Here is a 21,077-nt window from a genome sequence, read left to right on the forward strand (position 1 = left end):
AGTATGAATTCTCCAATTGATAAACTAGAGAGAAAGCTCGGCTACCAGTTTCAAGATGCCGGGCTTATCAATTTGGCGCTGACGCACCGCAGCGCCAACAGTAAGCACAATGAACGTCTTGAGTTTCTGGGCGATTCAATTTTAAGTTTTGTCATCGCTGATGATCTGTACCATCGTTTCCCAAAAGTGAACGAAGGTGACATGAGCCGCATGCGTGCTACTTTGGTTCGCGGACATACATTGGCGGAACTGGGTCGTGAATTCGATCTAGGAGATTATTTAAAATTAGGTCCAGGTGAATTGAAGAGTGGCGGTTTTCGCCGAGACTCTATTTTAGCCGATGCGGTTGAAGCCATTATTGGCGCAATTTACCTAGACAGTGATCTTGAAGTTGTGCGAGGCATTGTACTGAGTTGGTATCAGTCACGCCTTGAAGCCATTAAACCAGGCGTTTCACAGAAAGATCCGAAAACTCGCCTACAAGAGTTCCTACAAGGCAGAAGAAAACCGCTGCCTGTCTACACAGTGACTAATATTAAAGGTGAAGCGCACAACCAAGAGTTCACGGTTGAGTGCGAAGTAGCAGGTGTGGATAAGCCTGTAATCGGTAAAGGCACCAGCCGCCGCAAGGCAGAACAAGCGGCTGCTGAAACAGCACTTGAGCAATTAACAAATGGCTGATAACGAATTCGATATCGATGCGTTTTTCGCATCACAAGGTGAGCCAAGCTCGCCAGAAAACCAACACTGTGGCTTTATTGCTATTGTTGGTCGTCCAAACGTAGGTAAGTCGACACTTTTGAACAAGATTTTGGGTCAGAAGATTTCGATCACCTCTCGTAAGCCGCAAACGACACGCCACCGTATTATGGGTGTGGATACGGACGGCGATTACCAAGCGATTTACGTCGACACGCCTGGACTTCACATTGAAGAAAAGCGTGCGATCAACCGTTTGATGAACCGTGCAGCTAACTCGTCATTGAGTGATGTAAACCTTGTGTTCTTCTTAGTCGATGGTACGCATTGGACTAAAGACGATGAGATGGTGCTGACCAAACTTCAAAAATCGAACTTCCCAGTTGTGCTTTGTGTAAACAAGGTCGACAACGTACAAGATCGTAACGACGTGATGCTACACATGGCGGAGATGTCGAAGAAGATGGACTTCGTGGATGTTGTGCCAATCTCTGCCAAGCAAGGTAAGAACATTGACGTACTGCGTAAGCACGTGCGTAATCACTTACCTAAAGCAACGCATCACTTCCCAGAAGAATACGTGACTGACCGTTCTCAGCGTTTTATGGCGTCTGAGATTGTGCGTGAAAAGCTGATGCGCTTTACTGGTGAAGAGCTGCCATACTCAGTAACGGTTGAAATTGAACGTTTTGATTACAACCCCGAAACCGACGGTTTCCACATCAATGCCTTGATTCTTGTTGAGCGTAATGGTCAGAAGAAAATGGTGATTGGCAAAGGCGGCGAGAAGATTAAAACCATTGGTCGCGAAGCGCGTTTGGATATGGAAGAATTGTTCGGTCGTAAAGTTTACCTAGAAACCTGGGTAAAAGTGAAATCTGGCTGGGCAGACGACGAACGAGCGTTGCGATCGTTGGGTTATATAGACGATTTATAATCTTGGCTGCGAAGGTGCTTCGCTCCAACATCGATGAAAAATCAGTATCGATTAAAATAAGGAGCCGCTCGGCTCCTTATTTTTTATTTCACACTTTTTAGGCACAATGACTTAGATGAGTAATTTGTCTTCCGAAGGTTTACAGCGCTGTTTTGTATTGCACCGACGCCCTTACAGTGAATCGAGCTTAATCCTTGATGTATTTAGTGAGGAATATGGCCGAATGACTTTAATGGCCAAAGGCGCGCGCAGTAAGCGTTCGAACTTAAAAGGCGCATTGCAACCTTTTACCCCGCTATTACTTAAATGGTCGGGGAAAGGCTCAATGAAAACTTTGCGTCAAGCCGAGCCGATAAGTCTAGGTTTGCCGTTAACGGGCATTAATCTCTACTCAGCCATGTACGTCAATGAACTGATTGGCCGTATTTTGATGGCTGAAGTGCCGATGCCAGCACTATTTCATGATTATTTGCATGCTTTAACCGAGTTGGCGCACAACGAGAACCCTGAGCCTGCACTGCGTCGTTTTGAGTTAGCCTTGCTGTCTGCGATGGGGTATGGCGTGGATTTTTTGCATTGTGCAGGTACCGGCGAGCCCGTCGATCCAGAAATGACCTATCGTTACCGGGAACAGAAAGGGTTTATTGCTTCGGTTAGGCGCGATAACCTCACGTTTTTAGGGAATGAACTGATTGCTATCAGTGAGCGGCGGTTCGTCACTAAAGAGCAGCTAAAAGCGGCAAAACGCTTTACACGTATAGCCTTAAAGCCGTATCTTGGCGGCAAACCTTTAAAAAGTCGTGAATTTTTCATTCAGACCCCCAGAGCACGGAGTAACGGAAAATGAGCTCAATTTATTTAGGCGTCAATATCGACCATATTGCCACTCTACGTAATGCACGTGGTACAAAATACCCGGATCCTGTTCACGCTGCTGAAATTGCAGAGCGTGCAGGCGCGGACGGTATCACTATCCACTTACGTGAAGACCGTCGCCATATTTTGGATCGTGATGTACGTATTCTGCGTGAAACCATTCAAACGCGTATGAATCTAGAGATGGCAGTGACGGACGAAATGGTTGAGATTGCACTGCAAACTAAACCAGAGTTTGTGTGTCTAGTGCCTGAAAAGCGTGAAGAACTGACGACGGAAGGTGGCTTAGATGTAGTAGGGCAGCTTGACAAAATTAAAGCTGCGACGAAAAAGCTGACAGATGCCGGCATTAAAGTTTCGCTCTTTATTGATGCTGACCGTCAACAGATTGAAGCTGCGAAAAAGTGTGGCGCTCCGTTTATTGAGCTACATACTGGCCACTATGCAGATGCGACGACAGAAGACGAACAGCAAGCTGAACTGAAGAAGATTGCTGCTGGTGCGAGTTATGCACATGACCTAGGTATTATTGTTAATGCCGGGCATGGCCTGACTTATCACAATGTCGCACCAATTGCTGCATTACCAGAAATTTACGAACTCAACATTGGTCACTCAATCATTGGTCGCGCGGTATTTGATGGTTTAAATAAAGCGGTTGCTGACATGAAAGCACTGATGATTGAGGCTCGCCAGTCATAGGGCTATCTAGATGGCGATTATAGGGTTAGGGACCGACATTGCAGAAATTGAGCGTATTGAAAAAGCGTTAGCTCGTAGTGGTGAACCTTTTGCTCAGCGGATTCTTTCAGAAGAAGAAATGGCCAAATTCTCACAGCTTAAGCTGCAAGGTCGTTATCTTGCTAAGCGCTTTGCAGTCAAAGAAGCGGCCTCAAAAGCATTGGGGACAGGGATCGCAAAAGGGGTCACGTTTCACGACTTTTCCATCTCGAACGATGAGCTTGGAAAACCAGTGCTCGCATTGACGGGCACAGCCAAGCAAATAGCGGATGCGATGGGCGTTAACCATATTCACCTGTCCATTTCCGATGAGCGTCATTACGCTGTGGCGACGGTCATTTTTGAATCCTAGCTTGTAAGTCTTAAACAAAATACTAAAAAGCCAGAGCATTTGCTCTGGCTTTTGTTTCTCTTCAATAGATCACTGTTCAAGGTATAACTTTGCGGTTGTTGTTACTTTAATCATTTCATCTTGCAGCTCGAACATTTCAGGCTCAACTTCCTCAAGACTGATCCCTGAGCGCAGTGCTTGCTCAAGCGTCGCACAGAGTGATTTCAGCCTTGGAACACCACAATATGAACTACTGCCGTGCAGCTTATGGATGACATGAATTAGGTCGTCACGAGAGATATCTTCTTGCTCCAGAGCTTGGTCAACGACTGCTTCTACTTCAGGGATGAACTCAATCAACATGCGCAGCATATCTTTGGCGAGATCCTCTTTATTCGCGCTCTGTTTTAAGGCCGCTTGCCAATCAATAATCACATCCTGTTGAGGTGAAGAAACGGATTGTGGTGCGCTTCCTTCAGGTTCATCAACGTATGAAGGGGCGACTTTGCCAATGCTCTCTGTACAAGCATTTGGGTTCCAGTGAACCAAAACCTGTTGTAGCACATGCTCTTCAATAGGTTTGGTCAAGTAGTCATCCATTCCTGCCGAGAGCAAGCGGTCTCGTTCCCCAGCCATGGCATGCGCCGTTACCGCAATCACTGGCGTGTCTTTATTTAGCTCCAACTCTTTAATGTGCTTACAAGCGGTCACACCATCCATTTGTGGCATTTGGATATCCATGAAGATTAAATCGTACTTTTTCTCTGTCGCCAGGTTCACCGCTTGCTGGCCATTGCTACAGGCGGTGACGGTTTCTACTCGTTCGCGGAGCAGTGCAGAGATCAGCTTCAAGTTTGCAGGGTTGTCATCCACTGCTAGTACAGTCAGAGGTAAACGGTCCCCTTCGCTTGGCGTAATTGGAGCGCTTAATACCGGTGGCGATTCTACATGTTCGCTAATCAGGCTTTGTAGCAACTTACGGCGAGACAATGGCTTCGTCAGGCACTGGACGTGATGCTCTGTCATTATTTGGTCCGCAAGCGCCAATTCGGTACTCGGTGTCCCTAGGAGAACACTCGGAGCCATGCGTTTCGCTTGTTCTATCCAAGGTGTAATAACTTCCGCATCGTGAGTCTGGTTGGCCGCTAAATTCAACAGTACATAATCATATTGTTCTTCGTTGTTTGGTAGCGAAGAGCGGTAGGTTACTAAAATACCCTCCTGACTTAGAATCTGTTGGGTTACGGATGCGGCTTGCATGTTTGGTTCAATCAGCAGTAACTGCTTCCCAGTCAGAAGTTCCACTTCAATCAGTTCGCTCATTGGCATCTCGGTTGAGTGCAAGCGCACCGTAAACCAGAAGGTTGAACCTTGGTGTAGACGGCTGGTTAAACTGATTTCGCCGCCCATCTGGCTCACCAGTTTCTGAGTGATAACCAGACCAAGGCCAGTACCACCGTAACGACGTGAAATACTGGCATCCGCTTGGCTAAAGGCTTGGAACAACTGCGCTTGCTGACGCTCAGAGATACCAATACCGGTATCACGCACCATGAATTGTAGTTCGACGGAGTCTCCTGATTGAGAGCGCATTTCTACGCTAACATCAATGTTGCCTCGCTCGGTAAACTTGATTGAGTTACCGACTAAGTTCGTCAAAATTTGTTGGATACGTAGTGGATCCCCAACTAAACCTGGTGGAATTTTAGGGTCCACTTTTAGGGTGATTTCTAACCCTTTCTCATGTGCACTTGTGGCTTGTAGGTTAATTACCTCTTCTAAACTTTCTCGGAAATCAAAAGGAATGTTTTCCAGCGCCAGCTTACCCGCTTCAAGTTTCGAGAAGTCGAGAATGTCATTGATGATATTCAGCAGGTTGTTCGCCGATTTCTCAATCGTCTGTAGGTAATCCGTTTGGCTGTTAGAAAGCTGCGTTTTAAGCATTTGACGAGTAAAGCCAATCACCCCATTGAGCGGAGTACGCAGCTCGTGCGACATGTTTGCCAAGAACTCTGACTTAACCCTGGCCGCTTCTTGCGCGCGTTTCTTCGCGATATCCAACTCAACGTTCTGAATTTCTAGCTGCTCAAGCGTTTCACGTAAGTCGGACGTGGCTTGGTCTATACTGTGCTGCATCTCCACGTGATATTCTGATAACGATACCGCCATGGCGTTGATGCCATTTTTTAGCTGGTCTAACTCCCCGTGCATTTTGCCTTCGATACGCACATCCAGATGACCGCGGCGAATGCGGTCAACGACATTCTTCATGTGGGTGATAGGTTGGGTCACATCGTGCATTAGACGTGAAGCAAACACACTTGCTAAGCCAAGACCGAGAACCAGAACTAAAAACGCAGAGAAGACTTCTTGATACTGTTGCAGCCTCAAGGAGGAGAGATCTAACTCGACGGCGATGTAACCAATCGCTTTTGTGCCTTGGCTTTCGTTCGACAACTCCGCTAAGTAGTGACCTTCTGACAAAATGGGGACACGCAATATCAGTGAGTTTTCGTAGATTTCCGAATTACCCAGTTGCGGGATCGGTTTATCTTTGGGAAACATCAAGGCTTCAAAATTAGGATGAAAGTTAGAGGTTACAAAGAGCTCATGATGTTCATCAAATACCGCGATACTACGAACCAGTTTGGAGTTTTTACGGTGCGCGTAGCTTATCAAGCGACGTACCGCCTCTCGGCTTTCTGATAGTAGATGAGTTTCACTGGCAATCGCCAGCGGCTCAATAATGCTGTTACCAGTGGTGATAACTTGTTTCTCAAGGTCTTGGTAGCGGTTAAATGAGAAAAAGCCGCTCAGTAATAAACCAATAATGAGAGTGGGAGCGAGAGTTAGTGTAATTACACGTGCTCGTAAGCCATATCTGGTCATGTTATCTAATTACATCGGAGTCTGGATATGGGAAAATAACGCATTATTTCTCAAGCGCACGATAAAGCCTTGAGCAAAGAAGTGACGTCACCGAATAAACGGTAAGCATAATCAAGTCACTCGAATCACACAACGGCTGCAATCAAGAATAGTGAAGCCGAAGAGCAATTACACATAAATCAGGCATAGAGCATGGCACGCATCTTTCAACCGAAAAAGAAAACCCAACTCAATACTCGGCACCAAGCAGTGCAAGTAGAGCGTTTAGATCACCACGGCGCAGGCATTGCTTACCTCAAAAAGAAGCCATTGTTTATTGATGGAGCACTGCCAGGTGAGGAGGTGGTCACTCAATTGGTGGAAGAAAAGAGCAAATACGCTCGCGGTAAGTTGATTAAAATCCTTAAGCCGAGTGAAGCTCGTGTGGAGCCATTTTGCCCACATTATAATGAGTGCGGTGGCTGTGATTTGCAGCATCTAGATTATGACCAACAATTGACGTACAAACAGCAAACGTTGCGTCAGCTAATGCGAAAATTTTCAGGCAGTGACATTGAACTAGATGCCCCGTTATTGGGATATTCGCAGGCCTACCGTCGCCGTGCGAGAGTGAGCTTGTTTGTTGATAAAAGAACACGTCAGCTACATTTTGGTTTCCGTAAAAAGCAGAGTAAGCAAATTGCGCAAGTGACCGATTGCCCAGTGCTGGCACCGGAACTGAATGTTTTGCTGCCAGAGATTTACTCAGCCCTAAAAGCGTTCAAAAAGCCGGAACAATTGGGTCATGTAGAGCTGGTACTTGGTGATAATGGTCCGTGTATTACGCTGCGCCACTTGAGCGCTCTGACAACGAGTGAAACTCAATCTCTAACGGAGTTGGCAAAACGTCATGGCGCATCGTTGTACTTAATGCCATCGACAGAACAATTAGACCTTATCGAAGGCGATATGCCTTTTTATCAAGAAGTTGGAGTGAAAATCCCTTTTGCACCAAATAACTTTATTCAAGTAAACCAAGGTGTAAACCAACAAATGGTCAAACAAGCGGTTGAGTGGTTAGACCCACAAAAGAGTGACCGAGTGTTAGATTTGTTCTGTGGTTTAGGCAACTTTAGTTTACCAGTTGCGAAATTAGCTAAGTACGTGGTTGGAGTAGAGGGTGTTGCAGAGATGGTAGAAAAAGCCACAAACAATGCATCTTTGAACCAAATCAATAACGCGCAATTTTATCACGCTAACCTTGAGCAAGATTTTGAAGGCCAAGCCTGGGCCGCAGAGCGGTTTGATAAAGTATTATTAGACCCGGCACGCGCGGGAGCGAGTGGGATCATCGATCAAGTTTCTGAGCTTGGCGCACAGCGTGTAGTTTATGTTTCTTGTAATCCTGCTACCCTTGCTAGGGATAGTCAAAGCTTGATAGAGCAAGGCTATAAATTAACGAAATTAGGTATGCTGGATATGTTCCCTCATACCAGTCATCTAGAATCGATGGCATTGTTTGAAAAGTCCTAACTTTAGGACTTTGACCCCTTATTTGTGGTGGGTGGTCATAAAGCCAGCGTGTACGCGCGGTAAAAAGAACTAACCTGGACGGTGTTAGTCAAACCACACGAATATAATAATTAGGATGATGAGATGGTTGCGGTAAGAAGCGCGCATTTAAACCAAGATGAACAGTTTGAACTCGAAAACTGGGTGGCTAGCCTAGGACAAGAGAAAAACACAGCCTCACGCTTAATCGAAGTATATCGAGATTGCCAGACGGTATTGGCTGATAACGAGCAAGCGGAGCTGTTGTTGTGGCGTGGACGAGAAATGATCGAAATTTTGATCACCTTGTCTATGGATCAAGCCACTTTAGTGGCTGCTCAACTGTTTCCTTTGGTTTCAAGTGGTGCTTTTAACAGAGAAATTCTGGAAGAGAAATACAGCAAAGAAATCATAAAATTAATCGACGGCGTTGAAGAAATGGCTGCTATTGGCCAACTCAACGTCAACATGGAAGGCAGTGCAGCGTCATCTCAGGTAGATAACGTACGCCGCATGCTGCTTGCCATGGTGGATGACTTCCGCTGCGTGGTTATCAAGCTTGCGGAGCGAATTTGTAACCTTATTGAAGTTAAAAAAGCGCCTGATGAAGTTCGACGTGCGGCGGCAAAAGAGTGTGCCAACATCTATGCGCCGCTAGCAAACCGATTAGGCATCGGTCAGCTGAAATGGGAAATTGAAGATTACGCTTTCCGCTACCAACAGCCGGAAACTTACAAACAAATTGCCAAGCAGCTTTCTGAGCGACGCATCGTTCGTGAACAGTACATCAAAGACTTTGTTGAAGACCTCACGCACGAAATGGAAGTGTCGGGCATCAATGCCGAAGTGAGTGGTCGACCTAAGCACATCTACAGCATTTGGCGAAAAATGCAGAAGAAGAGTTTGGCCTTTGATGAGCTGTTTGATGTTCGAGCAGTACGTATCATCGCAGACAAACTGCAAGACTGTTACGCGGCTTTGGGTGTAGTTCACACCAAATACAAGCACCTACCGAGCGAGTTTGATGACTACGTTGCTAACCCTAAACCAAACGGTTATCAATCGATCCACACCGTAATTCTAGGGCCAGAAGGCAAAACCATCGAGATCCAGATTCGTACCAAGCAAATGCATGAAGAGTCGGAGCTGGGTGTTGCCGCGCACTGGAAATATAAAGAAGGGGCAAGCAGCCGAAGCGGTTATGATGAGAAGATCACGTGGCTGCGTAAGCTACTGGATTGGCAAGAAGAAATGTCTGACTCTGGCGAAATGCTCGATGAGCTGCGTAGCCAAGTCTTTGATGACCGTGTTTATGCCTTTACACCACGTGGTGATGTTGTCGATTTGCCAATGGGGGCAACGCCGCTAGATTTTGCCTATCACATTCACTCCGAAGTGGGACACCGTTGTATCGGTGCCAAAGTCGGAGGTCGTATTGTGCCGTTCACGCATAAATTACATATGGGTGACCAAGTCGAGATTATCACTCAGAAAGAACCTAACCCATCACGTGACTGGTTAAACCCATCATTAGGCTTCGTTCATTCTGGTCGTGCGCGTGCCAAAATTAACGCCTGGTTCCGAAAACAAAGCCGTGAGAAGAACCTCGAAGCAGGTCGTGAAATCCTTGAGCATGAGTTAGCCAAAATTGGCGCAACGTTAAAAGATGCAGAGCATTACGCCCTCAAGCGGTTTAACGTCAAAACACCAGATGAATTGTATGTTGGGGTAGGTAGCGGTGATTTGCGCATCAATCAAATCATTAACCATATCAACGCGTTAGTTAACAAGCCAACGGCAGAGGAAGAAGACCAGCAAGCACTGGAAAAACTGCAAGAAGCTGAGCATAAATCACCCGCGCAAAGCCGACCGAAAAAAGACGCAGTTGTAGTAGAAGGCGTCGATAACCTAATGACACATCTAGCACGTTGCTGTCAGCCAATTCCAGGTGACGATATCTCTGGTTACATAACGCAAGGTCGTGGGATTTCAGTACACCGTAGTGACTGTGAACAGCTAGAAGAACTGCGCCATCATGCGCCAGAGCGCATCATCGATACAGTCTGGGGTAGCGGCTTTGTGGGGTCATACATCCTCACCGTGCGTGTTGAAGCGATGGAGCGAGGTGGTCTACTCAAAGACATTACGACACTGTTCGCCAACGAAAAGATCAAAGTGACCAGTATGAAGAACCGAGTCGACTACAGACGTCAACTTGCCATCATGGACTTTGACCTAGAAGTCACCAATATTGAGGTGCTTTCGCGGGTTTCGAAGCGTGTGGAACAGATCAAGGATGTCATGACGGTGAAACGCCTCGGCTAAAACTCTCGTCATAGTTATCGTTGTAGCGTTGTTGACTGCACGCACTCGCTCCATCACATGGTGAACCATGTGATGGAGTCTCGTTTGTTTGTCGCCTAGCTACAACTTCAACTATTTACAGAGTTACACTTGCGTCATATTTGGTTTTTTATCTGCGTTAGCTGCACTTATTCCGACGTGCCGGCTCAAGGGCATCACATAGTAGGCTATGCTCAGGAGTCGCGAAAATTTGTTGCCTTGTCAAAGTAACAATTACTTAGTGAAAGCTGCTGAGAAAATATAATGTAGAAGGTGAGTGGTTTTGGCTGCTCACCTTTTTCTTTAATAGAAAGGTTTAAAGGAACAAAAAATGAGTCATCCAATTGAACAGTTAGAACAAATCATGGCGAAGCTGCGTGACCCAGAAAACGGTTGCCCTTGGGACTTAAAACAAACCTTTGACACCATCGTTCCGCATACTATAGAAGAAACCTACGAAGTGGTGGACGCGATTCAAAATCGAGATTGGCCCAATCTAAAAGAAGAGCTAGGGGATTTGTTGTTTCAGGTGATTTTTTACAGTCAGCTAGCGAAAGAGCAAGAGCTGTTTGACTTTTCGGATGTCGTTGAAACCGTGAACGAAAAACTGACTCGTCGCCACCCGCATGTTTTTTCAGATGTTGAGTTTGAATCTGACGAGGAAATTAACGCGAACTGGGAAGCGGAAAAAGCAAAAGAAAAAGCCCTAGTAGGCAAAGCGGAAGAAAGTATCCTAGACTCAATACCAAACTCTTTACCGGCACTTTCTCGTGCTACAAAAATTCAGAAAAAATGTGCAAAACTTGGGTTTGATTGGGATTCACTTGGCCCGGTTGTCGATAAAGTACGAGAAGAAATTGACGAAGTCATGGAAGAGGCACTGCAAGTTCAGCCCGATGAAGAGAAAGTTGAGTTGGAGCTCGGTGATTTGCTATTTGCGACTGTCAATTTGGCTCGCCACCTTGATAAAAACCCAGAAGTCGCGCTAGGAAAAGCAAACGTAAAGTTTGCGCGACGTTTTAAACAAGTTGAAGGCAAGGTCCAGCAGTCAGGCAAAGTACTTACAGATTGTTCTTTATCAGAACTTGACCATTTTTGGGATGAAGTAAAACAAGAAGAATCGAGGCAGAGGTAAACTGGCAGAATACATAATATAAGGTCAGCTTGTTTGGTTACACGAAAACGGACTTTGGTTTGTCTTTGCTCACTTTGATTTGAAGCAAAAAATAAAAAATTACGGTGTGATAGATTTCACGTTGTGGCGGTAAGGAGCTTCTGGTATATTTATCTCCCGTCCAGAAGCACTCCATTTCCCTCATTCAACCAATTTCAGGTTAAACATGACGACAAATTACATTTTTGTTACTGGCGGGGTTGTATCCTCTCTAGGTAAAGGTATTGCAGCAGCATCTCTTGCGGCTATTCTAGAAGCTCGTGGTCTTAAAGTGACTATGATGAAGCTTGACCCTTACATCAACGTTGACCCGGGCACAATGAGCCCTACTCAGCACGGTGAAGTGTTCGTTACAGAAGATGGCGCAGAGACTGACCTTGACCTTGGTCACTACGAGCGTTTCATCCGTACCAAGATGACCAAGCGTAACAACTTCACTGCAGGTCGTGTTTATGCCGACGTACTTCGTAAAGAACGTCGTGGTGACTACCTAGGCGCAACTATTCAAGTTATCCCTCATATCACTAACGCAATCAAAGATCGCGTTATTGCAGGTTCTGAAGGCCATGATGTGGCTATCGTTGAAGTTGGCGGTACTGTTGGTGATATCGAATCACTACCATTTATGGAAGCGATTCGTCAGCTAGCTGTTGAGCTAGGCCGTGAGCGCGCAATGTTCATGCACCTAACACTTGTTCCTTACCTAGCGGCAGCGGGCGAAGTGAAAACTAAGCCGACGCAACACTCTGTAAAAGAACTTCTATCTATCGGTATTCAGCCAGATATCCTAGTTTGCCGTAGCGATCGCGTTATTCCTGCGAATGAGCGTAAAAAAATCGCACTGTTCTGTAATGTTCCAGAAAAAGCAGTAATTTCAATGAAGGATGTAGACTCTATCTACAAGATCCCTCAGTTGATTAAATCTCAAGGTCTAGATGACCTTGTGTGTGCTCGCTTTGGTATTACTGCTCCGGAAGCAGACCTTTCTGAATGGGAACAGGTTATCTACGAAGAAGCAAATCCTACTGGTGAAGTAACCATCGGTATGGTTGGTAAATACATTGAATTACCAGATGCATACAAATCTGTGAACGAAGCGCTTAAACACGCTGGCTTGAAAAACCGTCTAAGCGTCACAATTAAGTATGTAGACTCACAAGATATCGAAACAAAAGGCGTTGAACTTCTAGAAGGTTTGGACGCGATCCTAGTACCAGGTGGCTTCGGCGATCGTGGTATTGAAGGCAAGATCCGTGCGGCTCAATATGCACGTGAAAATAACGTGCCTTACCTAGGTATTTGTTTGGGTATGCAAGTTGCACTAATCGAATACGCGCGTAACGTTGCGGGTATGGAAGGTGCACATTCAACAGAATTTAACAAAGAGACTAAGTACCCTGTGGTAGGTTTGATCACAGAGTGGGTAGACGAATCAGGTAGCGTAGAAGAGCGTACTGAAAAGTCTGACCTAGGCGGTACGATGCGTCTTGGTTCACAGCTGTGTCACCTAGAGAAAGGGACTAAAGCTCGTGAACTGTACGGTAGCGCGACGATCCATGAACGTCACCGTCACCGTTACGAAGTGAATAACGTGCTTCGTCCGCAAATCGAAAAAGCAGGCCTAAAAGTATCAGGTCTATCTGCGGACAAGAAGTTAGTGGAAATGATTGAGAACCCAGCTCACCCATGGTTTGTAGCGGCTCAGTTCCACCCAGAATTCACCTCGACTCCTCGCGATGGACATCCATTGTTTGCAGGTTTTGTTAAGGCTGCGGGCCAAAACGCACGCGGCGAATTCGAGAAGTAAAAGGATACGGGCGGCGGCGAAGGTTGTGCTGCTGCCCTTTAAGATTGACATTTATATTTGAAACGAGAGGAAACATTAATGTCTAAGATCGTTAAAGTTCTAGGTCGTGAAATCATCGACTCACGTGGTAACCCAACTGTAGAAGCTGAAGTACACCTAGAAGGCGGTTTCGTAGGTATGGCGGCAGCTCCATCTGGCGCATCTACTGGTTCTCGCGAAGCTCTTGAGCTACGTGACGGTGACAAAGCACGTTTCCTAGGTAAAGGTGTTCTTAAAGCAGTTGAAGCTGTAAACGGCCCAATCGCTGAAGCTCTAGTTGGCAAAGACGCTAAAGACCAAGCTGCAATCGACGCAGTAATGATCGAACTAGACGGCACTGAAAACAAATCTAAATTCGGTGCTAACGCTATCCTAGCTGTTTCTCTAGCAAACGCTAAAGCTGCTGCTGCTGCGAAAGGCATGCCTCTATACGAGCACATCGCTGAGCTAAACGGCACTGCAGGTCAGTTCTCTATGCCTCTACCAATGATGAACATCATCAACGGTGGTGAGCACGCAGACAACAACGTTGACATCCAAGAGTTCATGATCCAACCAGTTGGCGCTAAGACTCTTAAAGAAGGTCTACGTATCGGTGCAGAAGTATTCCACAACCTAGCTAAAGTTCTTAAGTCTAAAGGCTACAGCACTGCAGTTGGTGATGAAGGTGGTTTCGCTCCTAACCTTAAATCTAACGCTGAAGCTCTAGAAGTTATCGCAGAAGCTGTTGCAGCTGCTGGTTACGAACTAGGTAAAGACGTTACTCTAGCTATGGACTGTGCTGCATCTGAGTTCTTCGACAAAGAAGCTGGCATCTACAACATGAAAGGCGAAGGTAAAACTTTCACTTCTGAAGAGTTCAACCACTACCTAGCTGAGCTAGCTAACCAATTCCCAATCGTTTCTATCGAAGACGGTCTAGACGAGTCTGACTGGGATGGCTTCAAGCACCAAACTGAACTACTAGGTGACAAGCTTCAACTAGTAGGTGACGATCTATTCGTTACTAACACTAAGATCCTTGCTGAAGGTATCGAGAAAGGCGTAGCTAACTCTATCCTTATCAAGTTCAACCAAATCGGTTCTCTAACTGAGACTCTAGCTGCAATCAAGATGGCTAAAGACGCAGGTTACACAGCAGTAATCTCTCACCGTTCTGGCGAAACTGAAGATGCAACTATCGCTGACCTAGCGGTAGGTACAGCAGCAGGTCAAATCAAAACTGGTTCTATGAGCCGTTCTGACCGTGTTGCTAAGTACAACCAGCTAATCCGTATCGAGGAAGCTCTAGGTGAGCGCGCTCCTTTCAACGGTCTTAAAGAAGTTAAAGGTCAAGCTTAATTCTTCACTGAATTAGCAGCTTAACTTAAAGCTTTCAAAACACCCTGCCTTGGCGGGGTGTTTTTTTATATAACGGAAGCGCTAAGTCCATGTTTCAAGTAAGCGGTCTTAAAGAAGTTAAAGGCCAAGCTTAATTCTCATTGAGTAAAGTTTCGCTAAATAGCTTTTTGAAACCCTCGCTACGGCGTTTTTTTGTATTTATAGATTTGTATTTTGGGGTCTTACTTTGGTCATGGGTAAGGTTCGCTTCCCATGAGCTTGTTTCATTTTGCTGCTTATTTCTTGTAAGGAGCGTGTGAGTCTCCCTTTCTCCCCTAGAGGCAACCTCGCATTTATGCTATATATGTCACCTTATCTAATTCCTTCCGGTACAGAATGTTAGCAGCGATATGCGAATCTTTGTTATAGCCCTTACGCTACTGTTTGGCTTGCTTCAATACACTCTATGGTTTGGTAAAAACGGAGTGTCTGACTACTACACAGTAAAAGATGAAATTGAAGTTCAGCAACAAGTGAACAGCAAGCTACAAGCTCGCAACAATGAAATGTTCGCTGAGATTGATGACTTAAGGCAAGGTCTTGATGCGATTGAAGAACGTGCGCGTCATGAGCTCGGTTTAGTTAAAGATGGCGAGACTTTTTACCGCATTATAGGTGAGGAAAACCATTAAAATGTTGGATATGAACTCATCGCATATCGCAATTGTGCCTGCTGCTGGTGTAGGGAGCAGAATGAAGGCAGATCGCCCTAAGCAATATTTATTGATCGAAGGTAAAGCGGTACTGGAACATACCGTAGAGAAACTGCTTTCTCACCCAAATATTTCTAAGGTTGTCGTTGCTGTTACTGACAGCGACCCATATTACCCAGAATTGTCCATTGCTAAGCACCCAGATGTGATTCGTGTAGCTGGTGGTAAAGAAAGAGCAGACTCTGTGTTATCAGGGCTAAACTATGTCAATGAGCACCTGGAAAGCGAGTGGGTATTAGTTCACGACGCTGCAAGGCCATGTGTATTAACATCCGACATTGACCGTTTGATTGATGTTTGCTGCGCCCACTCAACGGGTGGCATTCTCGCATCTCCTGTGAGAGATACAATGAAGCGAGCAAACGCAGTACAAGATATCGACCATACGGTAGATAGAGAAGCATTGTGGCATGCACTGACTCCACAAATGTTTAAAACTCAGCAGCTTACTCAAGCACTGGCTGACGCATTAGAACAGGGTGTAACCATTACCGATGAAGCCTCGGCTTTGGAATGGCTAGGCGAGAAGCCAGCCTTAGTTCAAGGGAATGCGAACAATATAAAAATCACTCAGCCAGAAGATCTTGCGTTAGCCGAGTTTTATCTAAGCCGTGAGCGCGGCGAACAAAGAAAGGATAGAAAATGATTCGAATTGGTCATGGTTTCGATGTACATAAATTCGGTGGTGAAGGCCCAGTCATTATTGGTGGTGTAGCAATCCCTTATGAGCAAGGTTTGATTGCACACTCAGATGGCGATGTAGCGTTGCATGCGTTAACGGATGCTCTGCTGGGCGCGATTGCTGCTGGCGATATTGGTCGTCATTTCCCAGATACGGATGATAAATGGAAAGGCGCAAACAGTCGTGAATTACTGAAAGACGTTTACCGTCGAGTCAAAGAGCAAGGCTACCGTCTCGGCAATGCTGATGTAACCATCATGGCACAAGCGCCTAAAATGGCACCACACATTGACGCAATGTGTGCGGCGATAGCCGAAGACCTAGAAACCGACATTAGTAACATTAACGTAAAAGCGACGACGACAGAACGTCTCGGTTTTACTGGACGCAAAGAAGGCATTGCAACGGAAGCCGTTGTACTTCTGTTTAAGCAATAACTAGCAATTTGCTCCTCTAAGCTGTGATATCAGCGGAAACACATCATGTCAGACATTTTATCTTCATTGGCTTACCTAACGGGTAAGCCAGTTGCATCGGCAAAAATCAAAGCGCAGCCAGAGCACTTTCAGGTTCGCGAAGATTTAGGTTTTGCCTTTACGGGCGAAGGCGAGCACCTAATGGTTCGTATCCGTAAAACGGGCGAGAACACCAGCTTCGTTGCTAACGAGTTAGCGAAAGCCTGTGGTGTTAAGTCGAAAGACGTTAGCTGGGCGGGTCTTAAAGACCGTCATGCGGTGACGGAACAGTGGTTAAGTGTCCATTTACCAAAAGGTGAAACGCCAGATTTTTCAGCGTTTTTGTCTCAATACCCAAGTATCGAAATCCTTGCAACAGATCGTCACAATAAAAAACTGCGTCCTGGTGACCTAGTAGGGAACGAGTTCGTGGTTACTTTGTCTGAAGTGACAGATATAGCGGATGTAGAGCAACGTCTTGAAAAAGTGCAACAAGTTGGCGTGCCAAACTACTTTGGTAGTCAGCGTTTTGGTAACGATGGTAACAACCTTGAAGAAGCACGTCGATGGGGACGCGAAAACGTTCGTACCCGCAATCAAAACAAGCGCAGCATGTATTTATCAGCGGCTCGTTCGTGGATTTTCAACCGCATCGTTTCAGCTCGTCTAGAGAATGGTGTGTTTGATAAGTTCATTGATGGTGACATTGCACAGACGGATTCTGGCACTCAGTTGATTGATGCAAACAACATCGCTGCTCTGCAAGTGCAATTTGCGCGAGGTGAAGCGGCAATTACCGCTGCGCTTGCTGGCGATAATGCACTGCCTACTCAAGCCGAGGCTCTGGCATTAGAGCAACCGTTTTTAGACGAAGAGCCTGACCTCATGGCGCTGATTCGTGGTAATCGCATGCGCCACGACCGTCGCGATATTGCGCTAAAGCCAAAAGATTTAGCTTGGACGGTTGAAGGTAACAACATTACGCTGACTTTCTCACTGGATGCGGGATCTTTTGCGACCTCTATTGTTCGTGAGTTAGTTAATGAGGTTGAAGTAGAAAGAGAATACTAATGGAACAGGATTCACGAAACCCGAAGCCCTTAAGAGTCTTAATCAGCAATGATGATGGTGTTCATGCTCAAGGGATTCATGCCCTCGTTGATGAGTTGAGAGATATCGCTGAAGTGACCATTGTCGCACCTGATCGAAATCGTTCAGGTGCTTCGAATTCACTCACATTAGAACAACCATTACGCGTGACTGAAATTGCCCCAAATATCTACTCAGTGCAAGGCACGCCCACGGATTGTGTGCATTTCGCGCTGAATGAGCTAATGAAAGATGATTTGCCTGATCTTGTTCTGTCAGGAATCAACCATGGCGCTAATTTGGGTGATGATGTTCTTTATTCTGGAACAGTAGCAGCCGCCATGGAAGGTCATTTCCTTGGCGTTCAGTCGGTGGCTTTTTCTCTAGTGGGTAAGCGACATTTCGAATCCGCCGCTAAAATTGCACGTCAAATTGTACAACAGCATTTAGCGTCGCCGATTCCAACGAATCGTCTACTGAACGTAAACGTGCCTGACTTACCATCAGAGAATTTAGGTGAAATTGAAGTTACGCGTTTAGGTGCACGTCATCACGCAGAGAATATGATCAAGCAAAAAGATCCGAGAGGCCATGACATTTATTGGTTAGGGCCACCAGGAAAGGAGCAAGATGCAGGAGAGGGCACGGACTTTTATGCAATTGAGCATGGCCGAGTTTCAATGACGCCTCTGCAAGTTGATCTCACCGCTCACGAGTCGCTGCGTGCTATGGATAGTTGGTTAAAGGAAGAGAAGTAATGAGTAACCCACATGCTGACAGGTTGATAGCGTTTCTTATCTCCAGTGGCATCAAAGACCAAAGAGTTCTGGATGCTATCCAACGCTTGCCACGAGAAAGCTTTGTTTCTCAAGCGATGATGCACCAAGCCTATGATAACAATGCGTTACCAATTGGTCAGGGACAAACTATTTCTCAGCCTTATATCGTTGCTCGTATGACCGAGTTGCTTGAGCTAGAACCGGCGAGTCGTGTTCTGGAAATCGGAACGGGATCGGGTTATCAAACCGCGGTACTGGCGCAAATTGTTGATCATGTATACTCCGTTGAGCGAATTAAATCGTTGCAATGGGAAGCAAAGCGTCGCCTGAAGCAATTGGATATTTACAATGTTTCAACTAAGCATGCTGATGGGTGGCAGGGCTGGGAAGCGCGAGGTCCTTTCGATGCTATTATTGTTACCGCTGCCGCTGAAGTGATTCCCCAAGCTCTTCTCTCACAATTAAGAGATGGCGGCAAAATGGTCATTCCTGTTGGAGATACGGAACAACAGTTATTAAAAATAGAGCGTAAGGGAGACGAATATCTCTCTACCGTTGTAGAAATGGTTCGGTTCGTACCTCTGGTTGCGGGTGATTTAGCTTAAGGGTTAGGGATAGGTGAATAAGTTACTACGTCATATTGGTATTAGCTTTGTGTTTGCTGCAGGACTAGTTGGTTGTGCAGCGCATTCCCCTGCACCTGTCTCTAGCCTAAAAAAAGACTATTCAAGCCTTGAAAGAGGGAGTTACAGAGGGAGTTATTATGAGGTAAAAAAAGGTGATACACTTTACTTCATAGCTTATGTCACAGATAAAGATGTAAATGATCTTGTTCGTTACAATGAGTTAACTCAGCCTTACACTATCTACCCAGGACAGAGGCTAAAACTTTGGGCTCCGAAATATGTCGCCCCTAAATATGGTCAAAAAGTTGAACCCGTTGTGGCTCCTGTTGTTACGCCCCCCCCAGCTCCAGTGACGAAAACATCAACAGCCTCTAAACCTAAACCTTCGAGTAAAAACTCTAGTCAAAAACCTACAGAGACTAAGCCTAAAGTCGTACAAAAACAGCCTCCAAAGAAGGTTGAACAATCGAAAACAAAGGAGTATGTTGGTTCAAAAGATAACCAAAAAGTGAAGCAAAAATCGCCAACTACCACAGCAAAGAGTGATAAAGTCTCAAAGTGGTTGTGGCCAACAAAAGGGAGAGTAATCAAGAACTTTTCGGCGGGAGAACAGGGAAATAAAGGTATCGACATCGCAGGACAGCGTGGTCAACCTATCGTTTCAACCGCAGCCGGCACAGTCGTTTATTCAGGCAATGCGCTACGAGGTTATGGCAACTTAATTATAGTAAAGCATAACGACAATTATTTAAGCGCATACGCACATAATGACAAACTGCTGGTCACAGAAGGACAAAGCGTAAAAAGCGGACAAAAAATCGCCACCATGGGTAGTTCAGGTGCAAAGTCGGTCAAACTACACTTTGAAATTCGCTATCAAGGTAAATCAGTGAATCCAAAACGCTATTTGCCTTAAAACTTTGAAAAACAACTTGCGACATCATTTAGCGACATATTGAGTTGTCATGTCTTGCTAACTCGCCAGGGGGAGGCGTTATGAGTATCAGCAACACAGTAACCAAAGTTGAAGAGTTTGCATTTGACAATGCGTCAGTGAAGACCATTGATAACGAACTCGAAAGATCATCATCCACAGAAAGCAAAGCGACTGCGCGTGAAGAATTTGACGCGAGCAGTAAAAGCTTAGATGCAACTCAGTTGTATTTGGGCGAAATTGGCTTCTCACCTTTACTTACTGCCGAAGAAGAAGTGCTTTACGCAAGACGCGCCCTACGTGGCGACGAAGCGGCACGCAAACGTATGATCGAAAGTAACCTACGTTTGGTTGTTAAGATTTCTCGTCGATACAGTAACCGTGGTCTAGCACTACTCGATCTGATTGAAGAAGGTAACCTCGGCTTGATCCGAGCGGTCGAAAAATTCGACCCAGAACGTGGTTTCCGTTTCTCTACTTACGCAACGTGGTGGATCCGACAAACGATAGAGCGAGCGTTGATGAACCAAACTCGCACGATCCGTCTACCTATCCACGTAGTGAAAGAGCTGAACATTTATCTGCGTACTGCGCGTGAACTTTCTCAAAAGCTCGATCACGAACCGACCGCAGAAGAAATTGCTGCTCAATTAGATATTCCAGTCGAAGACGTAAGCAAAATGTTACGCCTTAATGAGCGTATTAGCTCTGTCGACACGCCAATCGGTGGTGACGGTGAGAAAGCGCTGCTGGATATTATTCCTGATGCAAACAACTCTGATCCAGAAGTTTCGACTCAAGATGACGACATCAAATCATCGTTGATTCATTGGTTAGAAGAGTTGAATCCGAAACAGAAAGAAGTGCTTGCACGTCGCTTCGGCCTACTAGGCTACGAGCCTTCGACGCTGGAAGAAGTTGGTCGAGAGATTGGTCTGACACGTGAGCGAGTACGTCAAATACAAGTGGAAGGTTTACGTCGTCTTCGTGAAGTCCTAATCAAACAAGGTTTGAATATGGAAAACTTGTTTAACGTAGAAGACGATTAAATAA

Annotated in this window: 19 protein-coding genes; 18 read left to right on the plus strand and 1 reads right to left on the minus strand. The window is 45.8% G+C overall.

Translation table 11 applies throughout. From position 1 onward, the window contains the following. Nucleotides 1-3 precede the first annotated feature (3 nt). The 5 genes from rnc (at nt 4) to acpS (ending at nt 3,605) form a co-directional block, all read left to right on the plus strand. Nucleotides 4-681 carry a ribonuclease III gene (rnc, locus tag R8N47_RS01980; protein WP_005380932.1) on the plus strand — a complete coding sequence of 226 codons (678 nt, stop codon included), beginning with the start codon at nt 4-6 and terminating at the stop codon, nt 679-681. Continuing rightward, entirely contained in the window at nt 674-1,636 is a 963-nt protein-coding gene (gene era, locus R8N47_RS01985) for a GTPase Era (RefSeq protein ID WP_005380931.1), read from the plus strand. The genes rnc and era overlap by 8 nt, the downstream gene beginning before the upstream one ends. A 115-nt stretch (nt 1,637-1,751) precedes the next feature. Continuing rightward, nucleotides 1,752-2,483 (plus strand): DNA repair protein RecO, encoded by a 732-nt coding sequence (recO, locus tag R8N47_RS01990; RefSeq protein ID WP_005384578.1) that lies wholly within the window; start codon nt 1,752-1,754, stop codon nt 2,481-2,483. Continuing rightward, nucleotides 2,480-3,214 carry a pyridoxine 5'-phosphate synthase gene (gene pdxJ / locus R8N47_RS01995; RefSeq protein ID WP_064354306.1) on the plus strand — a complete coding sequence of 245 codons (735 nt, stop codon included), beginning with the start codon at nt 2,480-2,482 and terminating at the stop codon, nt 3,212-3,214. Before recO ends, pdxJ begins: the two co-directional genes overlap by 4 nt. Before the next feature lie 10 nt (nt 3,215-3,224). After that, entirely contained in the window at nt 3,225-3,605 is a 381-nt protein-coding gene (gene acpS / locus R8N47_RS02000; RefSeq protein ID WP_005380927.1) for a holo-ACP synthase, read from the plus strand. A gap of 69 nt (nt 3,606-3,674) precedes the next feature. Here the strand turns inward: acpS and barA are convergent, their stop codons facing one another. Beyond that, nucleotides 3,675-6,473, minus strand: a complete 2,799-nt coding sequence (barA, locus tag R8N47_RS02005; protein ID WP_033907441.1) for a two-component sensor histidine kinase BarA — start codon at nt 6,471-6,473, stop codon at nt 3,675-3,677. Nucleotides 6,474-6,665: 192 nt separating this feature from the next. Between barA and rlmD the strand changes: the two genes are divergently transcribed. The 13 genes from rlmD to rpoS all read left to right on the plus strand — a co-directional run bounded on the left by rlmD (nt 6,666) and on the right by rpoS (nt 21,073). Beyond that, nucleotides 6,666-7,985 carry a 23S rRNA (uracil(1939)-C(5))-methyltransferase RlmD gene (rlmD, locus tag R8N47_RS02010; protein ID WP_064354305.1) on the plus strand — a complete coding sequence of 440 codons (1,320 nt, stop codon included), beginning with the start codon at nt 6,666-6,668 and terminating at the stop codon, nt 7,983-7,985. Nucleotides 7,986-8,108: 123 nt separating this feature from the next. Next, entirely contained in the window at nt 8,109-10,328 is a 2,220-nt protein-coding gene (relA, locus tag R8N47_RS02015) for a GTP diphosphokinase (protein WP_005380915.1), read from the plus strand. 349 nt (nt 10,329-10,677) lie between these two features. Further along, the gene (mazG, locus tag R8N47_RS02020) at nt 10,678-11,481 is read left to right on the plus strand and encodes a nucleoside triphosphate pyrophosphohydrolase (protein WP_042521267.1); all 804 of its coding nucleotides are present in this window, start codon (nt 10,678-10,680) and stop codon (nt 11,479-11,481) included. Nucleotides 11,482-11,686: 205 nt separating this feature from the next. Continuing rightward, nucleotides 11,687-13,327 carry a CTP synthase gene (locus R8N47_RS02025; protein ID WP_021034029.1) on the plus strand — a complete coding sequence of 547 codons (1,641 nt, stop codon included), beginning with the start codon at nt 11,687-11,689 and terminating at the stop codon, nt 13,325-13,327. Nucleotides 13,328-13,405: 78 nt separating this feature from the next. Then, complete coding sequence (gene eno / locus R8N47_RS02030) at nt 13,406-14,707, plus strand: phosphopyruvate hydratase (protein ID WP_005383785.1); 1,302 nt, start codon at nt 13,406-13,408, stop codon at nt 14,705-14,707. A 389-nt stretch (nt 14,708-15,096) separates the two neighbouring features. Beyond that, nucleotides 15,097-15,378 (plus strand): cell division protein FtsB, encoded by a 282-nt coding sequence (ftsB, locus tag R8N47_RS02035; protein ID WP_005380907.1) that lies wholly within the window; start codon nt 15,097-15,099, stop codon nt 15,376-15,378. A 1-nt stretch (nt 15,379) separates the two neighbouring features. Then, complete coding sequence (gene ispD, locus R8N47_RS02040; RefSeq protein WP_064354304.1) at nt 15,380-16,105, plus strand: 2-C-methyl-D-erythritol 4-phosphate cytidylyltransferase; 726 nt, start codon at nt 15,380-15,382, stop codon at nt 16,103-16,105. Beyond that, nucleotides 16,102-16,578: a 2-C-methyl-D-erythritol 2,4-cyclodiphosphate synthase gene (ispF, locus tag R8N47_RS02045; protein WP_005380896.1), complete on the plus strand. Its 477-nt coding sequence runs from the start codon at nt 16,102-16,104 to the stop codon at nt 16,576-16,578. The genes ispD and ispF overlap by 4 nt, the downstream gene beginning before the upstream one ends. Before the next feature lie 45 nt (nt 16,579-16,623). Continuing rightward, nucleotides 16,624-17,667, plus strand: coding sequence for a tRNA pseudouridine(13) synthase TruD (gene truD, locus R8N47_RS02050; protein ID WP_064354303.1), 1,044 nt, complete (start codon nt 16,624-16,626; stop codon nt 17,665-17,667). Next, entirely contained in the window at nt 17,667-18,443 is a 777-nt protein-coding gene (gene surE / locus R8N47_RS02055) for a 5'/3'-nucleotidase SurE (RefSeq protein WP_005383788.1), read from the plus strand. Before truD ends, surE begins: the two co-directional genes overlap by 1 nt. After that, nucleotides 18,443-19,069, plus strand: a complete 627-nt coding sequence (locus tag R8N47_RS02060; RefSeq protein WP_005380892.1) for a protein-L-isoaspartate(D-aspartate) O-methyltransferase — start codon at nt 18,443-18,445, stop codon at nt 19,067-19,069. The genes surE and R8N47_RS02060 overlap by 1 nt, the downstream gene beginning before the upstream one ends. Before the next feature lie 13 nt (nt 19,070-19,082). After that, on the plus strand, nt 19,083-20,006 hold the full coding sequence (locus R8N47_RS02065) for a peptidoglycan DD-metalloendopeptidase family protein (protein ID WP_064354302.1): 924 nt from the start codon (nt 19,083-19,085) through the stop codon (nt 20,004-20,006). 80 nt (nt 20,007-20,086) lie between these two features. After that, nucleotides 20,087-21,073: an RNA polymerase sigma factor RpoS gene (gene rpoS, locus R8N47_RS02070; protein ID WP_005380887.1), complete on the plus strand. Its 987-nt coding sequence runs from the start codon at nt 20,087-20,089 to the stop codon at nt 21,071-21,073. Nucleotides 21,074-21,077 lie beyond the last annotated feature (4 nt).

It is taken from the genome of Vibrio sp. 2132-1 (genome assembly GCF_033344315.1).

Bases quoted from the DNA above. Each gene is read 5' to 3' on its own strand.
- ftsB (WP_005380907.1), top strand. From the start codon at position 15,097: ATGCGAATCTTTGTTATAGCCCTTACGCTACTGTTTGGCTTGCTTCAA.
- recO (WP_005384578.1), top strand. From the start codon at position 1,752: ATGAGTAATTTGTCTTCCGAAGGTTTACAGCGCTGTTTTGTATTGCAC.
- R8N47_RS02025 (WP_021034029.1), top strand. From the start codon at position 11,687: ATGACGACAAATTACATTTTTGTTACTGGCGGGGTTGTATCCTCTCTA.
- rlmD (WP_064354305.1), top strand. From the start codon at position 6,666: ATGGCACGCATCTTTCAACCGAAAAAGAAAACCCAACTCAATACTCGG.
- pdxJ (WP_064354306.1), top strand. From the start codon at position 2,480: ATGAGCTCAATTTATTTAGGCGTCAATATCGACCATATTGCCACTCTA.
- barA (WP_033907441.1), bottom strand. From the start codon at position 6,473: ATGACCAGATATGGCTTACGAGCACGTGTAATTACACTAACTCTCGCT.
- surE (WP_005383788.1), top strand. From the start codon at position 17,667: ATGGAACAGGATTCACGAAACCCGAAGCCCTTAAGAGTCTTAATCAGC.
- ispF (WP_005380896.1), top strand. From the start codon at position 16,102: ATGATTCGAATTGGTCATGGTTTCGATGTACATAAATTCGGTGGTGAA.
- mazG (WP_042521267.1), top strand. From the start codon at position 10,678: ATGAGTCATCCAATTGAACAGTTAGAACAAATCATGGCGAAGCTGCGT.
- rpoS (WP_005380887.1), top strand. From the start codon at position 20,087: ATGAGTATCAGCAACACAGTAACCAAAGTTGAAGAGTTTGCATTTGAC.
- eno (WP_005383785.1), top strand. From the start codon at position 13,406: ATGTCTAAGATCGTTAAAGTTCTAGGTCGTGAAATCATCGACTCACGT.
- rnc (WP_005380932.1), top strand. From the start codon at position 4: ATGAATTCTCCAATTGATAAACTAGAGAGAAAGCTCGGCTACCAGTTT.
- ispD (WP_064354304.1), top strand. From the start codon at position 15,380: ATGTTGGATATGAACTCATCGCATATCGCAATTGTGCCTGCTGCTGGT.
- acpS (WP_005380927.1), top strand. From the start codon at position 3,225: ATGGCGATTATAGGGTTAGGGACCGACATTGCAGAAATTGAGCGTATT.
- era (WP_005380931.1), top strand. From the start codon at position 674: ATGGCTGATAACGAATTCGATATCGATGCGTTTTTCGCATCACAAGGT.
- truD (WP_064354303.1), top strand. From the start codon at position 16,624: ATGTCAGACATTTTATCTTCATTGGCTTACCTAACGGGTAAGCCAGTT.
- R8N47_RS02060 (WP_005380892.1), top strand. From the start codon at position 18,443: ATGAGTAACCCACATGCTGACAGGTTGATAGCGTTTCTTATCTCCAGT.
- relA (WP_005380915.1), top strand. From the start codon at position 8,109: ATGGTTGCGGTAAGAAGCGCGCATTTAAACCAAGATGAACAGTTTGAA.